Origin of the sequence: Pseudomonas sp. NPDC078416, assembly GCF_050268485.1 — a bacterium.
Classification (GTDB): domain Bacteria; phylum Pseudomonadota; class Gammaproteobacteria; order Pseudomonadales; family Pseudomonadaceae; genus Aquipseudomonas.
Genome location: NZ_JBNNGV010000041.1, coordinates 16,412 through 38,350 on the forward strand (window position 1 = coordinate 16,412; position 21,939 = coordinate 38,350).

The following is a 21,939-nucleotide window of genomic DNA, read 5'->3' on the forward strand; positions in this document are numbered from 1 at the left end:
GGTAAGTGACCATGAGTATCGGTATTTCCCAGATTCGGCCGTTGAGCGATCCCGCCGCCCGTCCGGATTTTTCATCCCTGAGCGGCAAGCCCGGGCAGAGCAACTCTCTGGGCGGTGGCGGCGGCGCCGGTCAGGCGCTCGACGCGAGCTCGATTCTGTTCGCCCATGCCGGGCAGTCCAAGGTCAATTTCGGATCGCCTGAAAATCAGGACCCGACGACCAACGCCGCTAACCCCCTTGCCGGTGGCGCCGACCAGAACGGCATTGCTCAGCAGCTTATGGCGTTGATCATGCAGTTGATGCAGATGCTGATGCAGAACAACCCCAATCAAACGGGCAATCCGGCTGCGCAGAACAACGCAGTGACCGGTGGCGGCGGGGGAGGTGGCGGTGCAACCGAGGCTGCAGGCGGTGGTGGTGCTGGCGCTGCGCAAGGTGCCGGCGAAGGTGCTCAAGGTGCTGGCGCCGCTCAGGCCGCCGCCGCGCCCGCTGCCAACGCTGGCGCGGTAAACAGCGACACATCCCTCAGCGGTTCAGGCGACTTGCATTTGCCGCCTCAGCTGGAAGACTACCGCGAGGACATCATGGAAGCGTCCAACGCCACCGGCGTACCGCCGAGCATTCTGGCCGGACAAATCTGGGCCGAGTCGCGCGGTCAACTGGGTCAGGACACCACCAACGTCAATGGCAAGACCGATGCAGGCGTGATGCAGGTCAACGCCGACACGTTCGCCGCCCTCAAGCGAGACAACCCTAAAGAGCTCGGCAACGCTGACGTGAACAACGCTCACGACAACATCATGGCCGGCGCGCTGTACATGCGTGACCAGAAGGCTACGTTCGGTGACTGGAACTCCGCACTGCGCGCCTACAACTCGGGCCCGGACAAGGTCAACAAGGACAACCCCGCGGATGCCGGCGGCGTGGGCGATCCGAAGTACGTCGAGAACGTCATGAACTTCGCAAAAATCATCGAAAGCGGCCAGGGGCAATTGCCGGCCTGATCTTTGGCATGAGTCCATGGGGGAGTGGGGCGGGCGCGCGTCCCGCTCTTCTTACAGGGTGAATCAACCCACACCATTGGAGCGGTAACGACATTTGTGCATTCCAGGCAGGATTGCCCTGCCTGGAATCATCCTTCATCGATTACGAGTGACCCGCCATACGGTGTTCGCCAGGTCGTCGGCGATGATCAATGCACCTTTAGGGTCCACCGTCACACCCACTGGCCGCCCGCGGGTTTTCCCGTCGGCACCCCGGAAGCCGGTCGCGAAGTCAATCGGCGCACCGTTCGGATGGCCATTGCTGAACGGCACGAAAACGACCTTGTACCCGACCGGATTTTCCCGGTTCCAGCTGCCGTGTTCGCCAATGAACACGCCGTCGGCGTACTTCTCGCCCATGGCCGGTATGGAGAAATCCACGCCCAGCGCTGCGGCGTGGGACCCGAGGCTGTAATCGGGTTTGATGGCGGCAGCGACCATTTTCGGGTTCTGCGGTTGCGCACGTGTGTCGACGTTCTGACCCCAATAGCTGTAAGGCCAGCCATAAAATCCACCCTCGCGAACCGAGGTCAGGTAATCCGGCACCAGATCCGGGCCCAGTTCATCGCGCTCGTTGACCACCGCCCATAACTTCCCGGTCTGCGGCTGGATGGTTAATGCCGTCGGGTTACGGATGCCGGTCGCATACGCTTTGTGGGCCCCAGTCTCGGCATCTACCTGCCACACCCTGGCCCGGTCGAGTTCGACTTCCATGCCGCGCTCGGTCACGTTGCTGTTCGAACCGATGCCGACATACAGGGTGCGCCCGTCGTCGCTGACGGCCAGTGACTTGGTCCAGTGGTGGTTGATTTCAGCAGGAAGGTCAGTGACTTTGATCGGTGGGCCGCTGGCCTTGGTCTGACCGTCTTGATAATCGAAACGGACCAATTCGTCCTGGTTGGCCACGTACAATTTGCCGTTGGCAAACGCCAGGCCGTAGGGCGCGTTCAGGTTCTCCGCAAATACAGTCTTCGTCTCGTAGACGCCGTCACCGTCTGCATCGCGCAGCAAGGTCAGGCGGTTGCCGCCTTTGACCTTGGTGTTGCCCTGGGCCTTGATATACCCCGCGATCACGTCCTTGGGTTTGAGTTTCGCGGCGCTTCCGCCACGGCCTTCAGCCACGAGGATGTCGCCGTTGGGCAGCACCAGCGTCTGGCGAGGAATCTGCAAGTCGGCGGCGATGGCCGTCACGCTGTATCCCTCGGGGACTGTGGGCTTCTGGTCGCCCCACAACGCCGGTTCGGCAATCTTCATGCTGGGTAAAAGACCGCGCTGGGCGGCCGGCAGTTTTGGATCGGGCCCCAATGCCTGGGTGGCATCTCCGGCGTCACCGCAGCCGCTTAACAACAACGCCATGCTGATCGCGGTCAGTTTGATCGAGTGGCTCATTGTCCTTCTCCCGAACGGACGCTGGTGAGTCCCAGCCACGCCGTCACGCCAATCAACACCGTGGTCAGTGCGGAGAGAATGAGGCCCGACGGCATGGTGGCGAAGGCATCCTTGGCGTGTTCAAAGGCGTTGACGAGCCCTAGCGCCCAGGTCACTACCAACAGGATGAGGTAGACCACGGGGCGCCCGGCTTTGCGATCGGCCCGGATCAGATTGACCAGCGCGAACAGTACGGCGAGTCCGCAGAACACCAGCCCCCCGGCGATAAGCCAGGAGGCGAAGTTGCTCCATTGAATCTGGTACGTCTGAAAGTAGGTGATGTCGCTCAGCAATGCGCCGAGAAACAGCGGGACGGTGCCGGCAAGCATTATCGCGTGTAGCGGGCCTGGCGGGCGTCTATAAGCGAGATGGGCGGTGGTGTTCAAGTCGGCTCCTTATTTTAATGATGCTTATGCTGTGCGTATGAACTGACCCATCAGGGCCGTGCGGCGTGCGCATATTTTGGGATCAATTCGCCGGGAACATAGTTCACCGTATTTCGGCGTCAGGAATATGCAGTTACACGTGCAGGAGCGGCTGCGATCACTTGCGATCGCCAGAAAAAAACGGATCAGTTCGCTTTCACCGTCCACAATTGATCCACCCGCGTCGTGTAACTGCTGCTCATCAGGTCGCGGCGCATGGCCCATTCCGGCGCCGCCGGGACGCTGGCCGAGCGCAGGGTGCCCCGACCCCATCGCGTGTTGATTTCATCGAGCACCTCCATCACCTTGCCAGCGTCGGCGGGTTGCGAATGGGCGAACAGGTCGTCGGTGAATTCGCCGGGGTGACGTAGATCCATCAACAGCACCTCGGCCTTGCTGTATTTGAAGCCCGGCCGGAACAGCCGATTGACCGCTTCCGTCGCTGCCTTGGTCATCAGGCGCACGTCGTTGGTGGGGTAGGGCAGTTCCACCAGCGCCGCGTTGGCGTACTTGACCTCCTCGGGGTTGAACATCCCGGTGCGGATGCTGACGCGGATCTTCTTGCACAGCGAATTCTGCGCGCGAAGCTTTTCGGCGGCGCGCTGGGTGTAGGTCGCGACCGCCTCTTTAATCGGTTCGATGTCGGTGACCCGTGCGCCAAACATGCGGCTGCAGCAGATTTCCTGTTTCGGCGGCGTGACGTCTTCCAGTTCCAGGCAAGGCGTGCCCGCCAGCTCGCGGGCGGTTTTTTCGATGACCACGCTGAAGGTTTTACGCAAGGTCCACGGGTCGGCCCGGGCCAGGTCCATCGCCGTCTTGATGCCCATGCTTTCCAGGTGCGCCCGCATGCGTTTGCCGACGCCCCAGACCTCGCCCACGTGGGTGTTGCGCAGGGTCCAGTCGCGCTTGAACGTGTCAGTCAGATCGACCACGCCGCCGGTGATGTGCGACAGCCGCTTGGCGGTGTGATTGGCGAGTTTGGCCAGCGTCTTGGTCCGCGCAATGCCCACGCCCACCGGGATACCGGTGCATTTGATCAGCCGCTCGCGGATGTTGCGGCCAAATCGATCCAGGTCGCCCGGGATGCCGGTCAGCTCGGCAAATGCTTCGTCGATGCTGTACACCTCAAGGGCCGGCACCATCGACTCGATGATCGTCATCACCCGCTCGCTGATGTCGCCGTACAGCGCGTAGTTGCTGCTGAACGCCACCACCCCGGCGCGGCGCAGGTCGTCCTTGATCTGATAATACGGCGCGCCCATTTTCACGAACGGCTTGGCATCGTAGCTGCGCGCGATGACACAGCCGTCATTGTTGGACAGCACGACGATGGGCGTCCTTATCAGGTCCGGGCGGAATACCCGTTCGCAGCTGGCGTAGAAACTGTTGCAGTCGATCAGCGCAAAGGTTCGCTCATACGGAATCATGACGGGCCACGCTGAGCCGGGCAGTCGCTGGCTTTATCGGCGGGCGGCGAGTGCAGGCCCGGGACAGGGCGACTGGACTCTCTGACCCAGGGCGTCGGCTGTGGGGGACAAGGGATAGATCTGGAAAAACGATGTTCATGATGAGGCCCTCCTTTTCGTTTGCTGTATGTATATACAGTTAAGCGGCTCCGTCGGGAGGGGTCAACCGTTGCCATTGGAAGACCGACCGACGCGCATGGGCGGCAATTTTCGTGGATTCAGCAGGATCGGCTTCAGCCGGGAAGGCGACGAGCGTCAGGTAGTAGGTAGGACTGGCTTTAGCCGGGAATGCGTCCGGCGACACACTGCAAAATCGAGGGTGATCGGACAGGCCAGATGAATAATAAATCAGCGATATCTCTCTTGGTCTGAACCTTGCTATAGCCCTGTTACAGGCGGCCTCGATCACAGAAATTTGGCGCGACGGCACTCCTGAAATCACCTTTAGTTTTGAATCGGCGTGCGCTACGACGCGCATGCCCAGGAGCCGGCCATGAGTACTCTCTCGGAAATTGCAGCAAACCTCTTGAAACGCGAAGACAGTCCCGAGAAAGCCGCTACCCAGGCTGGCCCACGTGGACCGATGGGCTGGGAACAACTGATGATGCTCTCGAAAGAGAAAGACATACTGAAGTGGCAAGCGGCGTTGTCCCGCCTCATTGCCGACAATCCCGGTCAACGTCGGGTGACTGTGATGCGCGTTATTCAGGGTGGTCTGGCCTGAAATAAACCGAAGTAATCGCTGGTCCGCTTGTCGACGCAATGTCTGGCAAGCGGCTGCCGTTTGCCTTGGTGGGACCGGCTTCAGCCGGGAAGGGGCCTGTGGCCGCAGTAGGTAGGCGAATGTGTCCGTTAGCCGCTATTGATCGACATATTGGCGTTAGCCGGTAGGTGCATCGCGCGCTAAAGTGTCGAGCATGTTCCTGGCACCTTCGGATGACGCAGATGACCCGCCCCCGTTTTCTCCCCGACAACTTCACCCTCATGTTGATCACCGTGGTGATCATCGCCAGCTTCCTGCCGGCCACCGGTCAAGTCGCCATTGGCTTCGGCTGGTTGACCAACATCGCCATCGCGCTGCTGTTCTTTCTTCACGGCGCCAAACTGTCCCGGGAATCGATCATCGCCGGGGCAGGGCACTGGCGACTGCACCTGCTGGTGTTCGGGCTGACATTCGTTCTGTTCCCCTTGCTTGGCCTCGCACTCAAACCCGTGCTGTCGCCGCTGATCGGCAAAGACCTGTACATGGGCATCCTGTACCTGTGCGCGCTGCCCGCGACGGTGCAGTCGGCGATCGCCTTCACCTCGCTGGCGCGCGGCAATATCCCGGCAGCGATCTGCAGCGCGGCGGCCTCCAGCCTGTTCGGGATATTCCTGACGCCGCTGCTGGTGACGTTGTTGCTCAACGTCCACGGCGAAGGCGGCTCGACCCTCGATGCGATCGTGAAGATCAGCGTGCAATTGCTGCTGCCGTTCATTGCCGGCCAGATCATGCGGCGCTGGATTGGCGCCTGGGTCGGACGCAACAAGAACTGGCTGAAATTCGTCGATCAGGGCTCGATCCTGCTGGTGGTCTACGGCGCGTTCAGCGAGGCGGTCAACGAAGGCATCTGGCAGAAAACGCCGATCTGGGACCTGGCGGGGCTGGTGCTGGTGTGCTGCCTGCTGCTGACGCTGGTGCTTGTGGCAGCGACCTTGCTGTCCAAGCTGTTCGGCTTCAATCAGGAAGACCGCATCACCATCCTGTTCTGCGGCTCCAAGAAAAGCCTGGCGACCGGCGTGCCAATGGCGCAAGTGCTATTTGCGGGAAGCACGATTGGTTTGCTGATCTTGCCGCTGATGCTGTTTCACCAGATTCAGCTGATGGTGTGTGCGGTGGTGGCTCAGCGGTATGCGAAGCGGGCGGAGCCGGTGGCGGAATTGATGGCGCAGGTTGATCCTTGATTCTGGTGATCAATCAAATGGCGTGATGGAAAAGCCCCGATGATTCGGGGCTTTTTGCGTTTGGAGTTGGGGTGGGTAATGGCCAGTTAGTGTGGAATGGTTGATTGCATCAGTCTAAAAGGACTGTCCCGTCAGACTGATTTCCTGGTTTCGTATTGCCTCCTTGCAGTGTCAGCCACATCTTCGTCCTCATCACTTAACAGGTTTACAAGTATTTCCAAAGGAGTCTTTTTGTTCAGAGCTATTCCACTTCTCACCATAGGATCAGGATCTTGCGAAAGGAACGCAAACAACTCCAGCGACAGTTTTCGCTTACTTGCTATGAAATACCTGCTTTCAGGGTGGGATTCGCATAACTCTTCTAGAATCTCAAGTGGAATTGTTTTGTTGTGTATTACCCATTGTACGTAATCGGGATATCTCTTGATCACTTCACGCCATACAGCGAGAGGCGCTTCCTCCATGGCAGACCTGTCGTATTCAGCCTTGAGACGGCTAGCGCGTAGGGTTACAAATTCTTCAGCCGATGTAATCATGTTTGCCTTGCATATAAATTTTTTGGATGTCGGTGAGTTAAGCCGTTTAACCTTAGGTTAAAAGTATTAAAGGGATCCGTCCCCTTTTAGCCCTAATATGCGCAAGAAGTTGCACGCCTCGGCGCAACTTGCTGCGCACGTCGGCAAGCACGCCTCACCAGAGAGACCAAGCTGGTTAAAGGGCCATCCCCACTTATTTGAGCGCTAACGCTCGAAATGCGAACCATCGAATGTTATTTTGCTACCAACTAATTAATTTCCGTGGGCTATCCACAAAATCAATCTCCGCATAGCCTTCAACCGCGGCATCGAACTCTTTAAAAAAGATGTCAAGGTTGCGTGAGAATACGATAAATGCGCCACTACCGTGCTCCCCGGTTCTGTCTCGTACTGCTACATAGTGACAAGTCTCTTGCAGGGCGTCATATAGCTCCTTGCCCCGGATCCGGAGGTGAGTGCTCTGCAAAATACTTGAGAGTATAGCGGGGTTGGGACTTTCGGCATGTCTGTGCCTGATGAGGACCTGATGTTTTCTGAGATTCCTGTCGTACTTTTCATGGTCCTCAAGCAGTTTTTTAAAACCGTCATTCTTAGCTCTGAACATTAGGCAAGGCATGTGTCCTGAATGCGTACGAACAGGTGGCTTGATGGTCATCTTGTGGGGCTCGACCCAAAAGCATTTTGAGATAAGGGCGTCGATCGCTGCGTTACCGTAAGGCGTTCTGTTAAATCCAATCCCGCCATCCAAACTGACGGCCATAATTAAGGCAAATTGATCTTGCTCATTTGCAGACAGCTCCGCTATGGGGTTATTAGCATGATGTTTGAATTCGCTGAATTCTGCCGTGTAGCATAGGATTCGATAGGTTTTCATGTTGCTTTCTGATACTCCTCGCAGACAAACTAGGCACGGAATAACCGTCATTAACGCTAGTTAAATTCCGGCGCATAGCAATAGCATTTACATGCGATCTATTGAGTGGCTGCTAGTTAAAGGGTTTGTCGGTTTGATTTTTAATATTTAGGTGGCTTGAAATTGATGTTTTTTGATCTATGTTGCTTTGTGTTTGGTTATGCGATCTCCGGACATGCCGGCATCGGTTTGATGATTCGCTATCAAGCATACAATCTCCCATGCACCATCGCCCGCGACCAGCTATATCCGCATACGAAAATACCTTTGCGAGTCAAAGGAGGGTTCCCTTTAACTCTCCGGATAAGTTCTATTCCGAGACTGCGACGTCTATGTGCAAGTTTGATTATTGAGACCTAATCCATTTGCACATTTTTTTGATTTCACCCAGTAAAGCCACTTTTCCTACTAGGACGAGTTCATAGTTCATTTCTTTGTCATGATACGACACCAACGTATCGATATCCTCATCAAGCACTAGTCTTAGAGTTTGACCATTGCGTTCATTTTTTGTAGAGAATATTGGATTGCCGTCTTGACACGGCGTTCCACTCGAAAATTTCGTATTGCAGTACGGCATTTTAAATTTGCCAGCGTCTAGTCCGTGTTCCTCCGCTTCCGAATAAAATAACTCATATAAATGCCGTTCCAGGCCAATGTAGGATTGCGCGTTATCTAGGTAGCTGTTGAACATATATTTACTCCACGAAAGCCCTGCCGGTTATAACCTCAATGTCGACCCGCTCATGTTTGGTTTCCTTCACCATAAACGTACGGTTGATATAGGAATTTGCTCCACCACCTTTGGACGCATTATCAATGTACTTTGTTAAAGGGATACGTCCCCTTTTCCCTATGCCGGTCGTAGTGCAGGCCGGTCTCGTGGTCGTGGTATTGGCCTTGGAATCGGATCGGATTGGTCAGGCCGACTTGTTGGGTGAATTCAGAAGATTAAAGGGTTTCGTCCCCTTTGAAAGTTATCATGTAGATATCCTTCTAGTTTAATAAGCCTGCTCGTCATTCAAATAGTCCTCGAGTAGACAACTACTCCGCTGCATAGAGGGGGCGGCATCTTTGGCTCGCTTAGCGGCCAGTTCTTTAATCACATCCGGACTCAGTCACTTATTATTAGCCAGGAGATGACTATTCTTTTAGCTCGTTCTGAAAATACGAGCCTACTAAATCGCCGTAAAAAAAGGTGTCTTCAAATGAAAATATTGCTTTAGGGCAATCGGGCGTAAGTAAAATAGAATTCTCATCAGAAGGATAGAAGAAATCGTCCCATGACTTCAAAAATACCTGACGAGGAACTATGGCGGCTGCACATGCACTCCAGAAAAACCAGACAAAACTGCTATGAGCCAATCGACTCGCGAAGAATTTTTTCGACTCATTAATATCGCCAAAGCTCAAAATGGTTTTTTCATGAAGCACAAAATTCTTATTGCTCAGCTCCATCAGATTTTTCGCAGGAATGAATGTATTCCACAGTCGTTGCGATTGTTTTTCATCAAGAAAAACAATGCTTTGCTTTTCTTGGTCAGACAACAAGCAGTCTTCAGAATTAAATCGCCAAGCGATTGGGTAAACTTCGCAGTCTATGATGTAGGTCTCTTTGTTCATGAAATATATCCGCTGCTCCGTGTGATTTTTTGCCTGCATTCCACCATTGTCATTTAAGTTAAAGGGGGCCGCCCCCTTTAACTCGAAGGTGGAGGTGCTCCAAGCCGTATTGCGCCATTTCGTCGGCTGCATTGATCCGAGAATTTTCTAAAGCTCTCATCGTTCTTGGATTCGCGATAATCGATATCTCATCAAGTTGGATGTTTTTATTAATGCCAGTGGCCGTGCCATATACGGTAAAAGCGGTAAGATTTTTCATAGCTTCAATCCCCTGCGATCCAATGAGTTAGAGGGGCGCCCCTTATCGCTGAGATATAACCCATTCAGCCATCTTTTCGGTGATTTGCTCCAGCAAAGCTATCCTTGCGATGATAACGAGTTCATAGTCCATATCTTTGTCGAGATACGAGACTAATGGGTCGGCATCTTCGTCGAGAACTATTCTGAGAATTTTTCCGTTAGCTTCATTTCGTGCGGAGAATATGGGATTGCCTTCCCTGAAAGGCGTGCCATCGGAAAAAGCCGTGTTGTAAAAAGGTGCTTTGAATTTTTTGGATTCTACTCCGCTCGCGTTGCACTCAAGAAAAAAATTCTCATAAAGATATTGTTCCAGTTCTATATAACTCTGTTCGTCATTCAAATACTCGTTGAACATTTACTTACTCCGTAAAGGCCTTGCCAGTGATTATTTCAATATCAACACGCTCGTGCTTAGTGCCTTCCACCTTAAAGGTGTGTCTGATGAAAGCATCTGCACCCCCGCACTTAGTCGCATTGTCGATGTATTTTGCCGCCTTTTTGAAAGCATCCTCGCGGATGGCAAGATCCTTTCTGTGAAGTTTTGCCTTTAACTCATTCAGCTTCTGCTTAGCGTCACTTGCGGTCAGGGGCTTATCTTCCCCGCCTGACGCATCTCCTGACGCACCAGAAACAACGTCGGCCGCAGGCTCATCCGGGCTGCCGCCATGGTCGGCGGCGTCGGCAGCACCCCAATCAAATTGATGCCCAAACTGACCCAGTCCAGCGGATCGCGCTTCTCACTCGTCGCCAGCCGAACGATGTCATTCAGGGCATCGACCAGCGCCATGATGTTGCCCACCACAGGCAAAAACCCGGCAGCGCTCTTGATCCGTTCAAGGGAGACGACCCCGCCGCTGATGTCCTGCAGCCAGGCATCCACATTGGCCGCGCCGGCCCCGACGTCCTCAAGCTGAATCAGATCAAGCGGAACGATCGCCAGCTGAGGCTCGTTTTTTGCGTCGCTGCCGGACGTAACTGCGGGGTTTGCCAAGGATGCTCTCCGTGCTCAAAAAACCATCCGAGAAGGCGTGAATGCCAATCCGGGGGCCACGGAGATATCAAGGGCTGTGCCAGCTACTAATTATCCAAATAAAATCAATAACTTAAGAAATAAAACAGAAGATTTGAGCGAACGCCAAACCAGAGCACCCAGAAACAGTGCGCAAGAAGTTGCGCACTGCTGTGCAACTTCTTGCGCACTGGCCTACATGCCACAAACGACGTGGCCTGCGGAGCATTAACCCGTCCATTTTCAACAAACAGGTGCGCAACTTCTTGCGCACTCCGCCGAACACGCTCCCAACCGCTCTTCACCACAAACACCGCATCGTGAACAAACGCGGCAGAAAAACGCAGCCAAAAAAAAGCCCCGAACAGTCGGGGCTTTGAGCATTCAGAGCGGCTCAAGCTTCAGCCAATTGCTCTTCGTACTCCTTCTGATACTCACCGGCCAGCGACTCTTTCTGCTTGTCGTCCAGCAGCTTGCCCGCTGACTGGAAAAACTTCTGCTCTTCTTCCTTCAGGTGGTGATGAACCTTCTCCGACAGCTTTTTGGCCGTGGCCAGCCATGACGGGCTGGACATCTCGGTCTCGTCGAGTTCTTCCATCATCTCGTCCATTTCATGATGCTCGGAAATGGCATGGCGGCTGAGGTCGACGCCGTTGTCGGACTGCATCAGCGGGATATAGAAGAAGCGCTCTTCGGCAATTGCATGGGCCTGCAACTCAGCTTTCAGCTGCTTGTAGACCTCGACGCGCTCCTCGCTCTCGCCATGGGTTTGGACCAAGGCATCGGCATAGCCGCGTTGCCGGTCATGACTCTCTCTCAAGGCTTCGAAAATGTTCACGGGTGCTCCTTGGTTCGGCGACGGACTGATGTGCTTATTCCTAGACCGCAGCGGGTATTGAGCCGTTCCATTGCGCTTCGGGCATATGCATAGATCTATAAGTTTCTTTCATAACCTGCGCCGTTTTTTATAATGAAAGTGAAGCTGTTTCGATGTGCTCATTCGTTTTCGTGCTGAGCGCTCCTCCTGTGCCCGTTCAAGGATCCTCATGTCTCTGCGAAAGATCATCATGGCCGCGGCGTTAATGCTGGCGACCGTCACCGCTCACGCCGAGCAGGTCATCAACATCGGTTACCAGCGTTCGTCCACGCTGTGGATCCTGCTCAAGAACGACGGCCAGCTGGAGGAACGACTCAAGCCGCTGGGCTTTACCGTCAACTGGCATGAATTCAGCAGCGGGCTGCTCAGCGCGATGAACGCCGGCAGTGTCGATCTGCATGCCGACGTCGCCGATGCGTTTGCCCTGTTCACCCAAGCGGCGAATGCACCGCTGACCTACTACGCCCGTGAGAATCCTTCCCCGACGGCGCAGGCCATCATCGTCCCGGACAGCTCACCGATTCGCAGCGTCGCCGATCTCAAGGGCAAAACCGTCGCAGTGTCGAAGGGCTCGGGCAGTCATTTCCTGTTGATTTCGGCCCTGAAGAGCGCCGGGCTGACCCTCAAGGACATCAAGCCGATTTACCTGGAGGCGCCCGATGGCGTCGCCGCGTTTGCCAGCGGCAACGTCGACGCCTGGGCGATCTGGGACCCGTTCCTGGCGACCCAGCAACGCGAGCATCATGTTCGCGTGCTGGCCGACGGCTCCGGCGGCATTGCCCACTACAACCGTTTTTACGTGGCCAACACGAGCTTCGCCAAGGCCCATCCCGAGGTGCTGCAAGTGGTGTTCGACACTCTGCACGACGCCGGGCAGTGGGTAAAAGGCCATCCCCAGGAAGCCGCGGCGAATCTGGCGCCGCTGTGGGGCAACATCCCGCCTGAGACCGTCGAGCTGGCGAATAGCCGACGCAGCTACGACATCGTCCCGGTCAAGGTGGATGAGCTGGCCGAACAGCAGCGCATCGCCGACTTCTATTTCGAGGCCGGGATGATCCCCAAAGCGCTGAAGGTGTCCGACATCGCTGTCTGGAACCCGCACGCCCACTAAATCAGGAGCGCGATCATGAGTCGTCACATTCACCTGTCAGCGTTCCTGCTGACCGGGCCGGTCATTCACAGTCATGCGGTCTGGCGCCATCCCGAGACGGTCGGCCACTACCTTGATCCCGAGTATTACGCCCGCACGGCGCGGGTGGTGGAGGAGGGGCTGTTCGATTTTCTGTTCTTCGCCGACCGGCTGGCAGTGGGCGACCAGATGGGCGGTTCGCGGGACGTGGCCCTGCGGTATGGCGCGCAGGATGCGACGCGTCTGGACCCGCTGCCGATTCTGTCCTATCTGGTCGGGCAAACGAGCAAGCTGGGCCTGGGCGCCACCCGCTCGACGACGTACTACGAGCCGGCGCACATCGCCCGGGAGTTCGCTACCCTCGATCATCTGTCCAAAGGCCGCGCTGCCTGGAACATCGTCACGTCGATGAACGACAGCGAAGGTCGCCTGTTCGGCAAGGACAAACACCTTGAGCACGACCTGCGCTATGACCGCGCTGACGAGTTCGTCGAAGTGGCGCAGAAGTTGTGGCGCAGCTGGGGGCCGGATGCGCTGAAGCTGGACCGGGAAAGCGGCGTGCTGGCCGACCCGTCGAAAATCACCTCGGTGCAGCATCATGGGGAGTGGTTCAAGGTCGAAGGGCCGCTGAACATCCCGCGCACGCCGCAGGGGCGTCCGGTACTGATTCAGGCCGGATCGTCGGGGCGTGGACGGCGGTTTGGCGCGCGCTGGGCCGAGGCGATTTTCACCATTCACCCGCACCTCAAGGCCATGCACGGGTTTCGCCAGGACGTGCGCGAACAGGTCGTCGCGCAAGGCCGACACGCCGACAGCTGCAAGGTGCTGACGGCGGTGATGCCGTTCATTGGCGGCAGTGAAGCCGAAGCGCGGGCCAAGCGCGACAAACACAACGCATTGGCGCGCTCGGAACTGGGTCTGGTCACGCTGGCGTCGCAACTGAACGTGGACCTCTCGCCGTTTCCGCTGTCCGCGACCCTGGCGGAGATCGCACGCGCGCCGTCGATACCGCCCGCTGCGGCGGAAAAGCTGTTGATGCAGGGGCCGGACACCACGCTGGAAGAGTTGGGCCGGATTTTCGCCAGCAGCGTACGGGTGCCGCAACTGGTCGGCACGGGGGCGCAGATCGCCGATCAACTGGCGGAGATGTTCACGTTGGGTGGCTGCGACGGGTTTGTGATTTCTCCGGCGTATTTGCCGGGCTCGTTCAGCGAATTCGTCGAAAGCGTCATTCCGCACCTGCAACGCAAAGGGTTGTTTCGCACCGCCTATGAAGGCTCGACCCTGCGTGAGCATCTGGGGTTGGAAGCGTTGGAGTCCTGAACACGCGCCTGAGAAATTCATCCTCTGTACAGGCCCCCGACAGCTTTGCGCGATCACTGACGGGCTGACATTCGCGACATGCTGCGTATGATGAGCCCGACGTTTTTCGCAAAAAGGCTCACGCTCATGATGAAGTTTTTCGCCGCGCTGCTGTGTGTGTTCACCGGCATGGCCCACGCAGAACCCGCGCTGCTCACCGATCTTGCCCTGCCGTACGTGGCGGCGGCGCCCGCTGAATTCAAAGACAAACCGCTGATCATTTTCCTGCACGGCTATGGCAGCGACGAGCGCGACCTGCTCGATATCAAAAACGATCTCTCCCCGAATTACACCTACCTCTCCGTGCGTGCGCCACAGGAAGTCGACGGCGGCGGCTACAAGTGGTTCACCCAGGACACCGATCAGGCCGAATACGAAGGCGTGACCAGTGATGTCGACAAAAGCACCGACCTGCTGCGGACCTTCATTCAGCAGGCCACCGAGAAATACCAGACCCAGCCCGACAAAGTGATCCTGGTCGGCTTCAGCCAGGGCGCGATGATGAGCTACCAGATCGGCCTGCAATACCCGGAACTGGTGCACGGCATCGCGCCTTTGAGCGGCAAGATTCTCGCGTCCCTCCATTCACGCCTGAAACCCGATGAGCGCCTGAAACCACTGAAGGTGTTCATCGGCCACGGCTCGGCCGACACCCGCGTGGCTTACTCGGGCGCGACCGATGCCAAGGCGGTGCTGGAGAATCTGCTGATCGTTCCCGAGTTTCATGCCTACGCCGGGGCAGGGCATACGATTACAACGGATGAAGTGGCGGACTTGAAGCACTGGCTTCAGAGCCAGTTGAAGAGTAAGGCTGCTGATTGACCCAGCGGGCGCCGGCACTCACATCTAGGATGTCCCCTAGAACCACAACAGGGAGGTGCTCATGAACATCAAAAAACGCAAAGCCAAGATTCGGGAAATGACAGAATTCCGTGACGAAGCGCACAGGCGCGCTGCGGAATATGCTCCGGCTCAATTGCACTTTCTGCGCTTAGCGCTGGAGATAGGCAGAGACCTCGGACCCACTGGCCCAATGGCTGGGTTCAGGGGCTGAACCTTCAAAAGAAAACCGCCGATATCGGCGGTTTTTTCTTGGGCGGCGATCAGCGTCTCCCGCCCATGGCCTGAGCATCCTGCGCGTGCCGTGCTCCGTTATTCATGGCCGTGAGTTCTTCAAAAACCCTAACAACGCCAACACCGGAAATACACTCCCCACGATCACAATCCAGACCCAGCCACCATGGTCATACAGCGCGCTCGCCACCACCGAACCAATCGCGCCGCCGATGAAGATGCTTGTCATGTACAGCGCGTTGAGCCGGCTGCGGCTTTTGGCGTCGAGGGCGTAGACCGCGCGCTGGCCGAGGACCATGTTCATCTGTACGCAGAAATCGAGAATGACCCCGGTGACTGCCATGCCGATCACGGCGTACGCCGGTTCGATCAGGCTGGGTAGAAAGCTCAGTGCGGCAAACAGCATGGCGCACAGGCTGGCGACGCGGGTGTGGCCGGCATCCGCCATTCGGCCGGCGATGGGCGCGGCAATCGCGCCAATGGCCCCGACCAGGGCGAAGAGGGCGATCTGGCTTTGCGACAATCCGTGATTGCGCGCCAGTTCCAATGGCACGGCAGTCCAGAACAGGCTGAAGGTGGCGAACATGCACGCCTGATAAAACGCGCGCTGGCGCAGGACCGGCTGTTTGCGCAGCAGGGTCCATAACGATTTGAGCAACTGGCCGTAGGTGGCCGTGTGCGCGGGCTGATGTTTCGGAATGGTGGTCGCCAGCACCACGCTGATGATCAACATCACCACCGCTGCCGTGCCGAACACCGCGCGCCAGCCGAAATGGTCGGCGATCAGGCTGGCAGCGGGCCTGGCCAGCAGAATCCCCAGCAGCAGGCCGCCCATGATGCTGCCGACCACGCGCCCGCGTGTTTCTTCCGGTGCGAGGTTGGCGGCCAGCGGCACCAGAATCTGTACCGCCACCGAGCTGAAACCCACCAGCAGCGAGGCGATCAGGAAAAGATTGGGTGTTTGTGCGAACGCGGCGCTGAGCAGACTGAGAATGGCGACGCCGGTGGTGACGATCATCAGGCGACGGTTTTCCAGCAAGTCGCCCAGCGGTACGAGGAAGAACAGGCCGAGTGCATAGCCGATCTGGGTCAGCGACACGATGAAGCTGGCCAGGGTGCCGGACAGGCCTATGTCCGGCGCAATTAAGCCAATGATGGGTTGCGCGTAATACAGGTTGGCAACGATTGCGCCGCAGCAGAACGCGAACAGCATCGCCAGGCCCTTGGTCATTGTGGCGCCGTGGGTCGCGGGAGAAATGGACGTCATGGGAATACCTGGAGAGGTTGCAGGCTCGGCAGAAACGATTCTGGTACGGCGTGCAGAAAAGAGTGGCGCGAGGTTAACGCTTTTTCGTTGCGTTAAGAAGGGGTGGCAGTGGAATGGGGCAGCGTTGGTCGGCGCAAGTTGCGGAGTGACGCCTTACCCGCACCAAAGCCGTGCAGCCCACGACAATAGCGACGTTCCGGTCGCTCGGCCGAAACTTTTCCGCGTGCGCTTCGGTCACTGCTTACACACACACCTCTCACACCCCATCGGAACTACAACTATGCCTCGGGCAATCTGGAAAGGCGCGATCAGTTTTGGACTGGTGCATATTCCTGTGGCGCTGGTGTCGGCGACGTCCCGGCAAGGTGTCGATTTCGACTGGCTGGACAAGCGCAGCATGGACCCGGTCGGTTACAAGCGCATCAACAAGGTCTCCGGCAAGGAGATCAATAAAGAGAACATCGTTAAAGGCGTGCAGTACGAGAAGGGTCGCTACGTCGTCATCAGCGAGGACGAGATTCGCTCGGCGCACCCGAAATCGACCCAGACCATCGACATCTTCGGTTTCGTCGACAGCGACCAGATTCCGCTCCAGCACATCGACACGCCTTACTTCCTGGCCCCCGACAAACGCGGTGAGAAAGTCTACGCGCTGTTGAGGCAGTCACTGGTCGATACCGGCAAGGTCGCGCTGGCCCATGTGGTGATTCGCACCAGCCAGCACTTGGCGGCAGTGATGCCACTGGAGTCGGCGATCGTCCTCGTGCTGCTGCGCTGGCCCTCGGAAGTGCGTGGCCTCGACAGCCTTGAGCTGCCCAAGGAGGCCACCGACGTCAAGCTCAGCAAGAGTGAGCTGGACATGGCCAAGCGCCTGATCAAGGACATGAGCACCGAATGGACGCCGGACGCCGAAGAATACCGCGACACCTTCCAGGACCAGATCATGTCGCTGGTGGAAACCAAGGCCCGCGAAGGCAAGATCGAGAACGTCGAGACCGATGCGGGTGACACTGAGCGTAAGTCGGCTGATGTCATCGACCTGACCGAACTGCTCAAGCGCAGCCTGGGCGGTCGCGGCGCTGCAGCGAAGGCGGCCCCAGCCAAAGCCAAACCGGCGGCCAAAAGCAAAGCCGAGTCCAAGGGCGATGGGCCGGCGAAGCGCCGTGCTCCGCCCCGCAAGAAGACCACCAAGGCCTCTTGAACGCGTGTCCTGTCGTAGCGTTAAAAGATGCACCGTTCCAATGCGCAGAGGTTCATCGTCATGACAAAACCTGTGAGTGAATACACCCGCAAGCGCAACTTCGATGTCACGTCAGAGCCGGCCGAAAGCGAGGGCAAGACGCGAAGCAAAAAAGGCAAGGCGCTGAGTTTCGTCATTCACAAGCACGATGCGCGCAATCTGCATTACGACTTTCGCCTCGAGCTGGACGGCACGCTGAAAAGCTGGGCAGTGCCGAAGGGTCCGAGCCTGGACCCGAAAAACAAGCGCCTGGCGGTGCACGTCGAAGACCACCCCCTCGGCTACGGCAGCTTTGAGGGCAGCATTCCCGAGGGCGAATACGGTGCCGGCGATGTCATCGTCTGGGATCGCGGCATCTGGCAGCCCCATGGCGACCCGCAGGAAACCTACAAGGCCGGCAAACTCAAATTCACCCTGATCGGCGAAAAACTCACCGGCGACTGGGCGTTGGTGCGCACCCGGTTGCCGGGCAATAGCGACAAAGAACAGTGGCTGTTGATCAAGGAAAAGGACGATGCGGTGCGCTCGGGCGAGGAATACGACATCGTCGTCGACAAGCCGGAGAGCGTGGTCAGTGGCGCGACGGTGGGCGAGGAACGCAACCCGGCCAAGAGCGCCAAACGTCAATCGGCGGCGTCTGAACCCGCCACTGAAACCTTGACCGGCGGGAAGCCTGCAAAAAAGCCAGTGGAAAAGAAATCCAGGAAAAAGAGCGGCGTGCCGGCCAAGTTCTCGCCACAGCTGGCGACGCTCATGGACGCCCCGCCCGAAGGCAAATGGCTCTACGAAATCAAGTACGACGGTTACCGGATCCTGACCCGCATCAGCGATGGCGAGGTGAAGTTCTTCACCCGCAACGGCAATGACTGGACCGAGCGCCTGCCGTTGCAGGCCAAGGCCATTGGCGATCTGAAACTGGACAACACCTGGCTGGACGGCGAAGTCGTGGTGCTCAACGACGCCGGGTTGCCGGATTTCCAGGCGCTGCAAAATGCGTTCGACATCGACCGCAGCATGGACATCATTTATTACCTGTTTGACGTGCCGTTCCTGAGCGGTGAAGACCTGCGCGAAATGCCCGTCGAAGACCGTCGCGCGGCGTTGAAGAAAGTGCTGGGGCGACAGAAAAAGGGTTTGCTGCGGTTTTCCGAAGCCTTCTCCGCCGGCCATCGCGACATCATCGAAAGCGCGAGCCTGATGTCCCTCGAAGGCGTCATCGGCAAGCGGGCTGGCAGCGTGTACCAGTCCAAACGCAATGCCGACTGGATCAAGCTCAAGTGCAAGCTGCGCCAGGAGTTCGTGGTCGTCGGCTTCACCAAACCCCAGGGCGCGCGCAATGGTTTTGGCGCGCTGTTGTTGGCGGTGAACGAGGAGGGCGCGGGCCTGGTGTATGCCGGCCGGGTCGGCACCGGGTTCAATCAGCAGATGCTCGGCGACTTGCTTGAGCAAATGAAGCCGCTGGAACAGGACGCCTCGCCGCTGGAGAAGAAAGTCACGAGTGCCCAGGCCCGGGGCGTGCACTGGATAAAACCGACACTGGTGGCGGAAGTCGAGTTTGGCGAATGGACCCGCGACGGCATCATTCGTCACTCGGCGTTTGTCTCGTTGCGCAGCGACAAGCCGGCCAGCGAGGTGGTCCACGAATACCCAAGGACGCCGAAAGACATCAAGGCGCCGTTCAAGCCCAGCGCCGCCAAGGCCAAAGCGTCGAGCACAAAATCCGCGACCAGCGCCGATGCTTCAGCCGCGAAACCCAAGCCGGCCAGCAAGCGCGCTGGCAAGGACCGCATCGAGGTGGCCGGCGTGATGGTCAGTCATCCCGAGCGGGTGATCGATGGGCAGAGCGGTCTGCACAAGATCGAGCTGGCGCAGTATTACGAGTCGGTGGCTGACTGGATTCTGCCGCACCTCGACCACCGTCCCGTGGCACTGTTGCGTTGCCCCGAAGGCGTGGAAGGCGAGCAGTTTTTCCAGAAGCATTCCGAGCGCATGGCGATCCCCAACATCAAGCAGCTGGACCCCAAGCTCGACCCCGGCCACGCGCGTCTGATGGAGATCGACAGCGTCAAGGCGCTGGTCGGCGCGGCGCAGATGGGCACCATTGAACTGCACACCTGGGGCGCGACCTACGATCAGATCGAGCTGCCGGACCACTTCGTCCTCGATCTCGACCCGGACGATCAGTTGCCCTGGCGCAGCATGATTGAAGCCACGCAATTGACGCTATCGACCCTCGACGAGCTGGGCCTGGATGCGTACGTCAAAACCAGTGGCGGCAAGGGCATGCACATCGTCGTGCCGTTGGCGCGCCGGGCCGATTGGGAGTCGGTCAAGGCCTTCGCCAAGGCGTTGGCGCAGTTCATGGCGCGGGAGCTGCCCGACCGGTTTACCGCCACGTCCGGGCCGAAGAATCGGGTCGGCAAGATCTTCATCGATTACCTGCGCAACAGCCGGGGCGCCAGTACAGTCGTGGCTTATTCAGCCAGGGCGCGGCCGGGGTTGCCGGTGTCGGTGCCGATCAGCCGTGACGAGCTGACCCAGGTGAAGTCGTCGGCGCAGTGGAACATCGCCAACCTGCAGCAGCGGTTGCGCAAGCTGAAGGCAGATCCGTGGGCGGGCTACAAGCACAACCAGCGCCTGACCAAACCGATGTGGAAACGCCTGGGCGCAACACCGCCGGCATGAAGGGTCGGGTCAGCTTTCGACCTTGCTGATCAGGCTGCGCCGCAACTGACCGGGCGCCATGCCGTAGGTGTCCTTGAAGACTTTGCTGAAAGCCGCCTGGGATTGGTAACCGACCTGGGCGGCGATGTCGCTCAGGCCTTCTTTCGACCGACTCAACAACCCATAAGCTCGTTGCATCCGGACCTGGGTCAGCAATGTCCACGGCGAGCTGCCGCTGAGTTTCGCGAAAGCGCGCATGAAGGTCGCCCGGGACATGCTCGCCAGTTCTGCCAGGGCGTCGATGTTCCAGTCATGGGCCGGGTTTTCCAGCATCGCTTGCCACGTCCGACCCAGACGCTTGTCTGTCAGCAGCGCGAGGCTGCCGCTATGTTGCGGCGACTGACGAAGGTGCTCCCGCAACACCAGGGTGAACAGCGCCGAGGTCAGCGCATTGACCATGAACTGGCCCCCCGCCAGGTTGGCGTCCGCTTCACTGCGCAGCAGTGCGACCAGCGCCGGTAAGGGGTCGCCGTGGCCCAGCGCCTGGGTCGAGACCTTCACCGGGTCGGTGAGGGATGAGAACAGCATCGCGTGGGGCTGATGGATGAAGCGGCCGCAGAGTAAATCCAGCTCCACCCCGTCGCCGAAGCGCTGCACCGGCAGTAACCCTGCGTCAGTCCCACGCCGGGGCCGTGAAGGCGTCACGCGCTGGCCGGGGCTTAACAACACATGTCGGCTGCCTCGGGGCAGCACCAGAATGTCCCCTGCGGTCAGGGTCAATCGTTGTCGATCGGCCATTTCAACATGGCACTGGCCGGCCAGCACGATGTGATAAGGCGCGATGCCTGCGGGTTCCTGATTGTGGTCCAGGGCCCAATCGCCCTGGAACTGGCAGCGCAGGTCGAGGCTTCCGCGCACGTCGGCGAGGGCGATGAGCGTATCGATGGCGGTCATAGGCGACTTTCGGACAAAAAAATGAGCCAAACGAGCAAGCCGCCGCGCTGTGGCTGGCGGAGACTGAAGGTGTTCCGGCGCAGTCTAGTCGCCGCCCTCAGGAGATACCAATATGTTCAGCAACTGGCCCGATCTGGTTTCCACCATCAAGCAATCGTTTGGTGCGCTGTCCAAATCCAACCCGAAAATGGTCAAGGCCTACATGGCCCTTGGCGAAGCCGCTGCGGAAAACAACGTCCTTGATGCGAAGACCCGCGAGTTGATTTCCCTCGCCGTCGCGGTCACCACTCGTTGTGATGGCTGTCTCGGCAGCCATGCCCAGGCCGCCATCGCTGCCGGTGCGACCCGCGAAGAAGTTGCTGCCGCCCTGGCCACCGCGATCTCGTTGAACGCCGGCGCTGCGTACATCTACTCGATGCACGCGCTGGAAGCCTACGACGCACTCAAGCCGTGACCAGAGGGACGGAACGTGCCGGGGTGCCGACGATTTCAGCTGCCGCTGGCATTTAGGATCAAACCGGGACCTGCAGGAGCCGGCTTGCTGGCGAACCCGCGAGATCAGTCACCCTTGAAGTGCCTGACCCACCGCGTTCGCCAGCAAGCCGGCTCCTTGTATCTCGACTTTGTCTTCACAGAAGGTAAAGTTCTCGACTGATCATCGAGGGAAAGGCGTGAAGACGACCGG

At 58.1% G+C, this 21,939-nt stretch carries 22 protein-coding genes; 9 read left to right on the plus strand and 13 right to left on the minus strand.

Annotation, left to right across the window (positions count from 1 at the left end):
- Positions 1 to 152: 152 nt before the first annotated feature.
- Positions 153 to 1,004 (plus strand): transglycosylase SLT domain-containing protein, encoded by an 852-nt coding sequence (locus tag ACQKEN_RS23355; protein WP_427689213.1) that lies wholly within the window; start codon positions 153 to 155, stop codon positions 1,002 to 1,004.
- A 135-nt stretch (positions 1,005 to 1,139) separates the two neighbouring features.
- Here the strand turns inward: ACQKEN_RS23355 and ACQKEN_RS23360 are convergent, their stop codons facing one another.
- The 3 genes from ACQKEN_RS23360 to umuC form a co-directional block, all read right to left on the minus strand.
- A complete protein-coding gene (locus ACQKEN_RS23360) occupies positions 1,140 to 2,432 on the minus strand; it encodes a PQQ-dependent sugar dehydrogenase (protein WP_427689172.1) in 1,293 nt (430 codons plus the stop codon).
- Positions 2,429 to 2,857, minus strand: a complete 429-nt coding sequence (locus ACQKEN_RS23365; RefSeq protein ID WP_427689174.1) for a DUF2231 domain-containing protein — start codon at positions 2,855 to 2,857, stop codon at positions 2,429 to 2,431. Before ACQKEN_RS23365 ends, ACQKEN_RS23360 begins: the two co-directional genes overlap by 4 nt.
- Positions 2,858 to 3,042: 185 nt before the next feature.
- A complete protein-coding gene (umuC, locus tag ACQKEN_RS23370) occupies positions 3,043 to 4,323 on the minus strand; it encodes a translesion error-prone DNA polymerase V subunit UmuC (RefSeq protein ID WP_427689176.1) in 1,281 nt (426 codons plus the stop codon).
- Between the two features lie 532 nt (positions 4,324 to 4,855).
- Here umuC and ACQKEN_RS23375 point away from each other — a divergent pair.
- Both ACQKEN_RS23375 and ACQKEN_RS23380 read left to right on the plus strand, forming a co-directional pair.
- Positions 4,856 to 5,086, plus strand: coding sequence for a hypothetical protein (locus ACQKEN_RS23375; RefSeq protein ID WP_427689178.1), 231 nt, complete (start codon positions 4,856 to 4,858; stop codon positions 5,084 to 5,086).
- 221 nt (positions 5,087 to 5,307) lie between these two features.
- Complete coding sequence (locus ACQKEN_RS23380; protein ID WP_427689180.1) at positions 5,308 to 6,306, plus strand: bile acid:sodium symporter family protein; 999 nt, start codon at positions 5,308 to 5,310, stop codon at positions 6,304 to 6,306.
- A 131-nt stretch (positions 6,307 to 6,437) separates the two neighbouring features.
- Here the strand turns inward: ACQKEN_RS23380 and ACQKEN_RS23385 are convergent, their stop codons facing one another.
- From ACQKEN_RS23385 to ACQKEN_RS23420, 8 genes are all read right to left on the minus strand, one after another.
- Positions 6,438 to 6,842, minus strand: a complete 405-nt coding sequence (locus ACQKEN_RS23385; protein WP_427689182.1) for a hypothetical protein — start codon at positions 6,840 to 6,842, stop codon at positions 6,438 to 6,440.
- A gap of 241 nt (positions 6,843 to 7,083) precedes the next feature.
- Positions 7,084 to 7,716 carry a hypothetical protein gene (locus ACQKEN_RS23390; RefSeq protein WP_427689184.1) on the minus strand — a complete coding sequence of 211 codons (633 nt, stop codon included), beginning with the start codon at positions 7,714 to 7,716 and terminating at the stop codon, positions 7,084 to 7,086.
- A 385-nt stretch (positions 7,717 to 8,101) separates the two neighbouring features.
- The gene (locus ACQKEN_RS23395; RefSeq protein WP_427689186.1) at positions 8,102 to 8,449 is read right to left on the minus strand and encodes a hypothetical protein; all 348 of its coding nucleotides are present in this window, start codon (positions 8,447 to 8,449) and stop codon (positions 8,102 to 8,104) included.
- Between the two features lie 449 nt (positions 8,450 to 8,898).
- Positions 8,899 to 9,378 carry a DUF2947 family protein gene (locus ACQKEN_RS23400; protein WP_427689187.1) on the minus strand — a complete coding sequence of 160 codons (480 nt, stop codon included), beginning with the start codon at positions 9,376 to 9,378 and terminating at the stop codon, positions 8,899 to 8,901.
- Between the two features lie 58 nt (positions 9,379 to 9,436).
- Positions 9,437 to 9,637 (minus strand): Imm32 family immunity protein, encoded by a 201-nt coding sequence (locus ACQKEN_RS23405; protein WP_427689189.1) that lies wholly within the window; start codon positions 9,635 to 9,637, stop codon positions 9,437 to 9,439.
- Positions 9,638 to 9,679: 42 nt separating this feature from the next.
- Positions 9,680 to 10,033, minus strand: a complete 354-nt coding sequence (locus ACQKEN_RS23410) for a hypothetical protein (RefSeq protein ID WP_427689191.1) — start codon at positions 10,031 to 10,033, stop codon at positions 9,680 to 9,682.
- A 228-nt stretch (positions 10,034 to 10,261) separates the two neighbouring features.
- The gene (locus ACQKEN_RS23415) at positions 10,262 to 10,669 is read right to left on the minus strand and encodes a hypothetical protein (protein WP_427689193.1); all 408 of its coding nucleotides are present in this window, start codon (positions 10,667 to 10,669) and stop codon (positions 10,262 to 10,264) included.
- A 412-nt stretch (positions 10,670 to 11,081) separates the two neighbouring features.
- Positions 11,082 to 11,525: a hemerythrin domain-containing protein gene (locus tag ACQKEN_RS23420; protein WP_427689195.1), complete on the minus strand. Its 444-nt coding sequence runs from the start codon at positions 11,523 to 11,525 to the stop codon at positions 11,082 to 11,084.
- Positions 11,526 to 11,733: 208 nt separating this feature from the next.
- Between ACQKEN_RS23420 and ACQKEN_RS23425 the strand changes: the two genes are divergently transcribed.
- From ACQKEN_RS23425 to ACQKEN_RS23435, 3 genes are all read left to right on the plus strand, one after another.
- Complete coding sequence (locus tag ACQKEN_RS23425) at positions 11,734 to 12,675, plus strand: aliphatic sulfonate ABC transporter substrate-binding protein (RefSeq protein ID WP_427689197.1); 942 nt, start codon at positions 11,734 to 11,736, stop codon at positions 12,673 to 12,675.
- A 15-nt stretch (positions 12,676 to 12,690) separates the two neighbouring features.
- Positions 12,691 to 14,016, plus strand: coding sequence for an LLM class flavin-dependent oxidoreductase (locus ACQKEN_RS23430; RefSeq protein WP_427689199.1), 1,326 nt, complete (start codon positions 12,691 to 12,693; stop codon positions 14,014 to 14,016).
- 126 nt (positions 14,017 to 14,142) lie between these two features.
- Complete coding sequence (locus tag ACQKEN_RS23435) at positions 14,143 to 14,877, plus strand: alpha/beta hydrolase (protein WP_427689201.1); 735 nt, start codon at positions 14,143 to 14,145, stop codon at positions 14,875 to 14,877.
- Between the two features lie 334 nt (positions 14,878 to 15,211).
- On the opposite strand, the gene ACQKEN_RS23440 is transcribed toward ACQKEN_RS23435, so the two are convergent.
- Positions 15,212 to 16,396 carry an MFS transporter gene (locus ACQKEN_RS23440; RefSeq protein ID WP_427689203.1) on the minus strand — a complete coding sequence of 395 codons (1,185 nt, stop codon included), beginning with the start codon at positions 16,394 to 16,396 and terminating at the stop codon, positions 15,212 to 15,214.
- 280 nt (positions 16,397 to 16,676) lie between these two features.
- Here ACQKEN_RS23440 and ACQKEN_RS23445 point away from each other — a divergent pair, with 280 nt between their 5' ends.
- Together ACQKEN_RS23445 and ligD are read left to right on the plus strand one after the other, a co-directional pair.
- A complete protein-coding gene (locus tag ACQKEN_RS23445; RefSeq protein WP_427689205.1) occupies positions 16,677 to 17,597 on the plus strand; it encodes a Ku protein in 921 nt (306 codons plus the stop codon).
- A gap of 60 nt (positions 17,598 to 17,657) precedes the next feature.
- Entirely contained in the window at positions 17,658 to 20,321 is a 2,664-nt protein-coding gene (ligD, locus tag ACQKEN_RS23450; protein WP_427689207.1) for a DNA ligase D, read from the plus strand.
- A gap of 9 nt (positions 20,322 to 20,330) precedes the next feature.
- Here the strand turns inward: ligD and ACQKEN_RS23455 are convergent, their stop codons facing one another.
- A complete protein-coding gene (locus ACQKEN_RS23455; protein WP_427689209.1) occupies positions 20,331 to 21,254 on the minus strand; it encodes an AraC family transcriptional regulator in 924 nt (307 codons plus the stop codon).
- 112 nt (positions 21,255 to 21,366) lie between these two features.
- Between ACQKEN_RS23455 and ACQKEN_RS23460 the strand changes: the two genes are divergently transcribed.
- Complete coding sequence (locus ACQKEN_RS23460) at positions 21,367 to 21,708, plus strand: carboxymuconolactone decarboxylase family protein (RefSeq protein WP_427689211.1); 342 nt, start codon at positions 21,367 to 21,369, stop codon at positions 21,706 to 21,708.
- Positions 21,709 to 21,939: the final 231 nt, after the last annotated feature.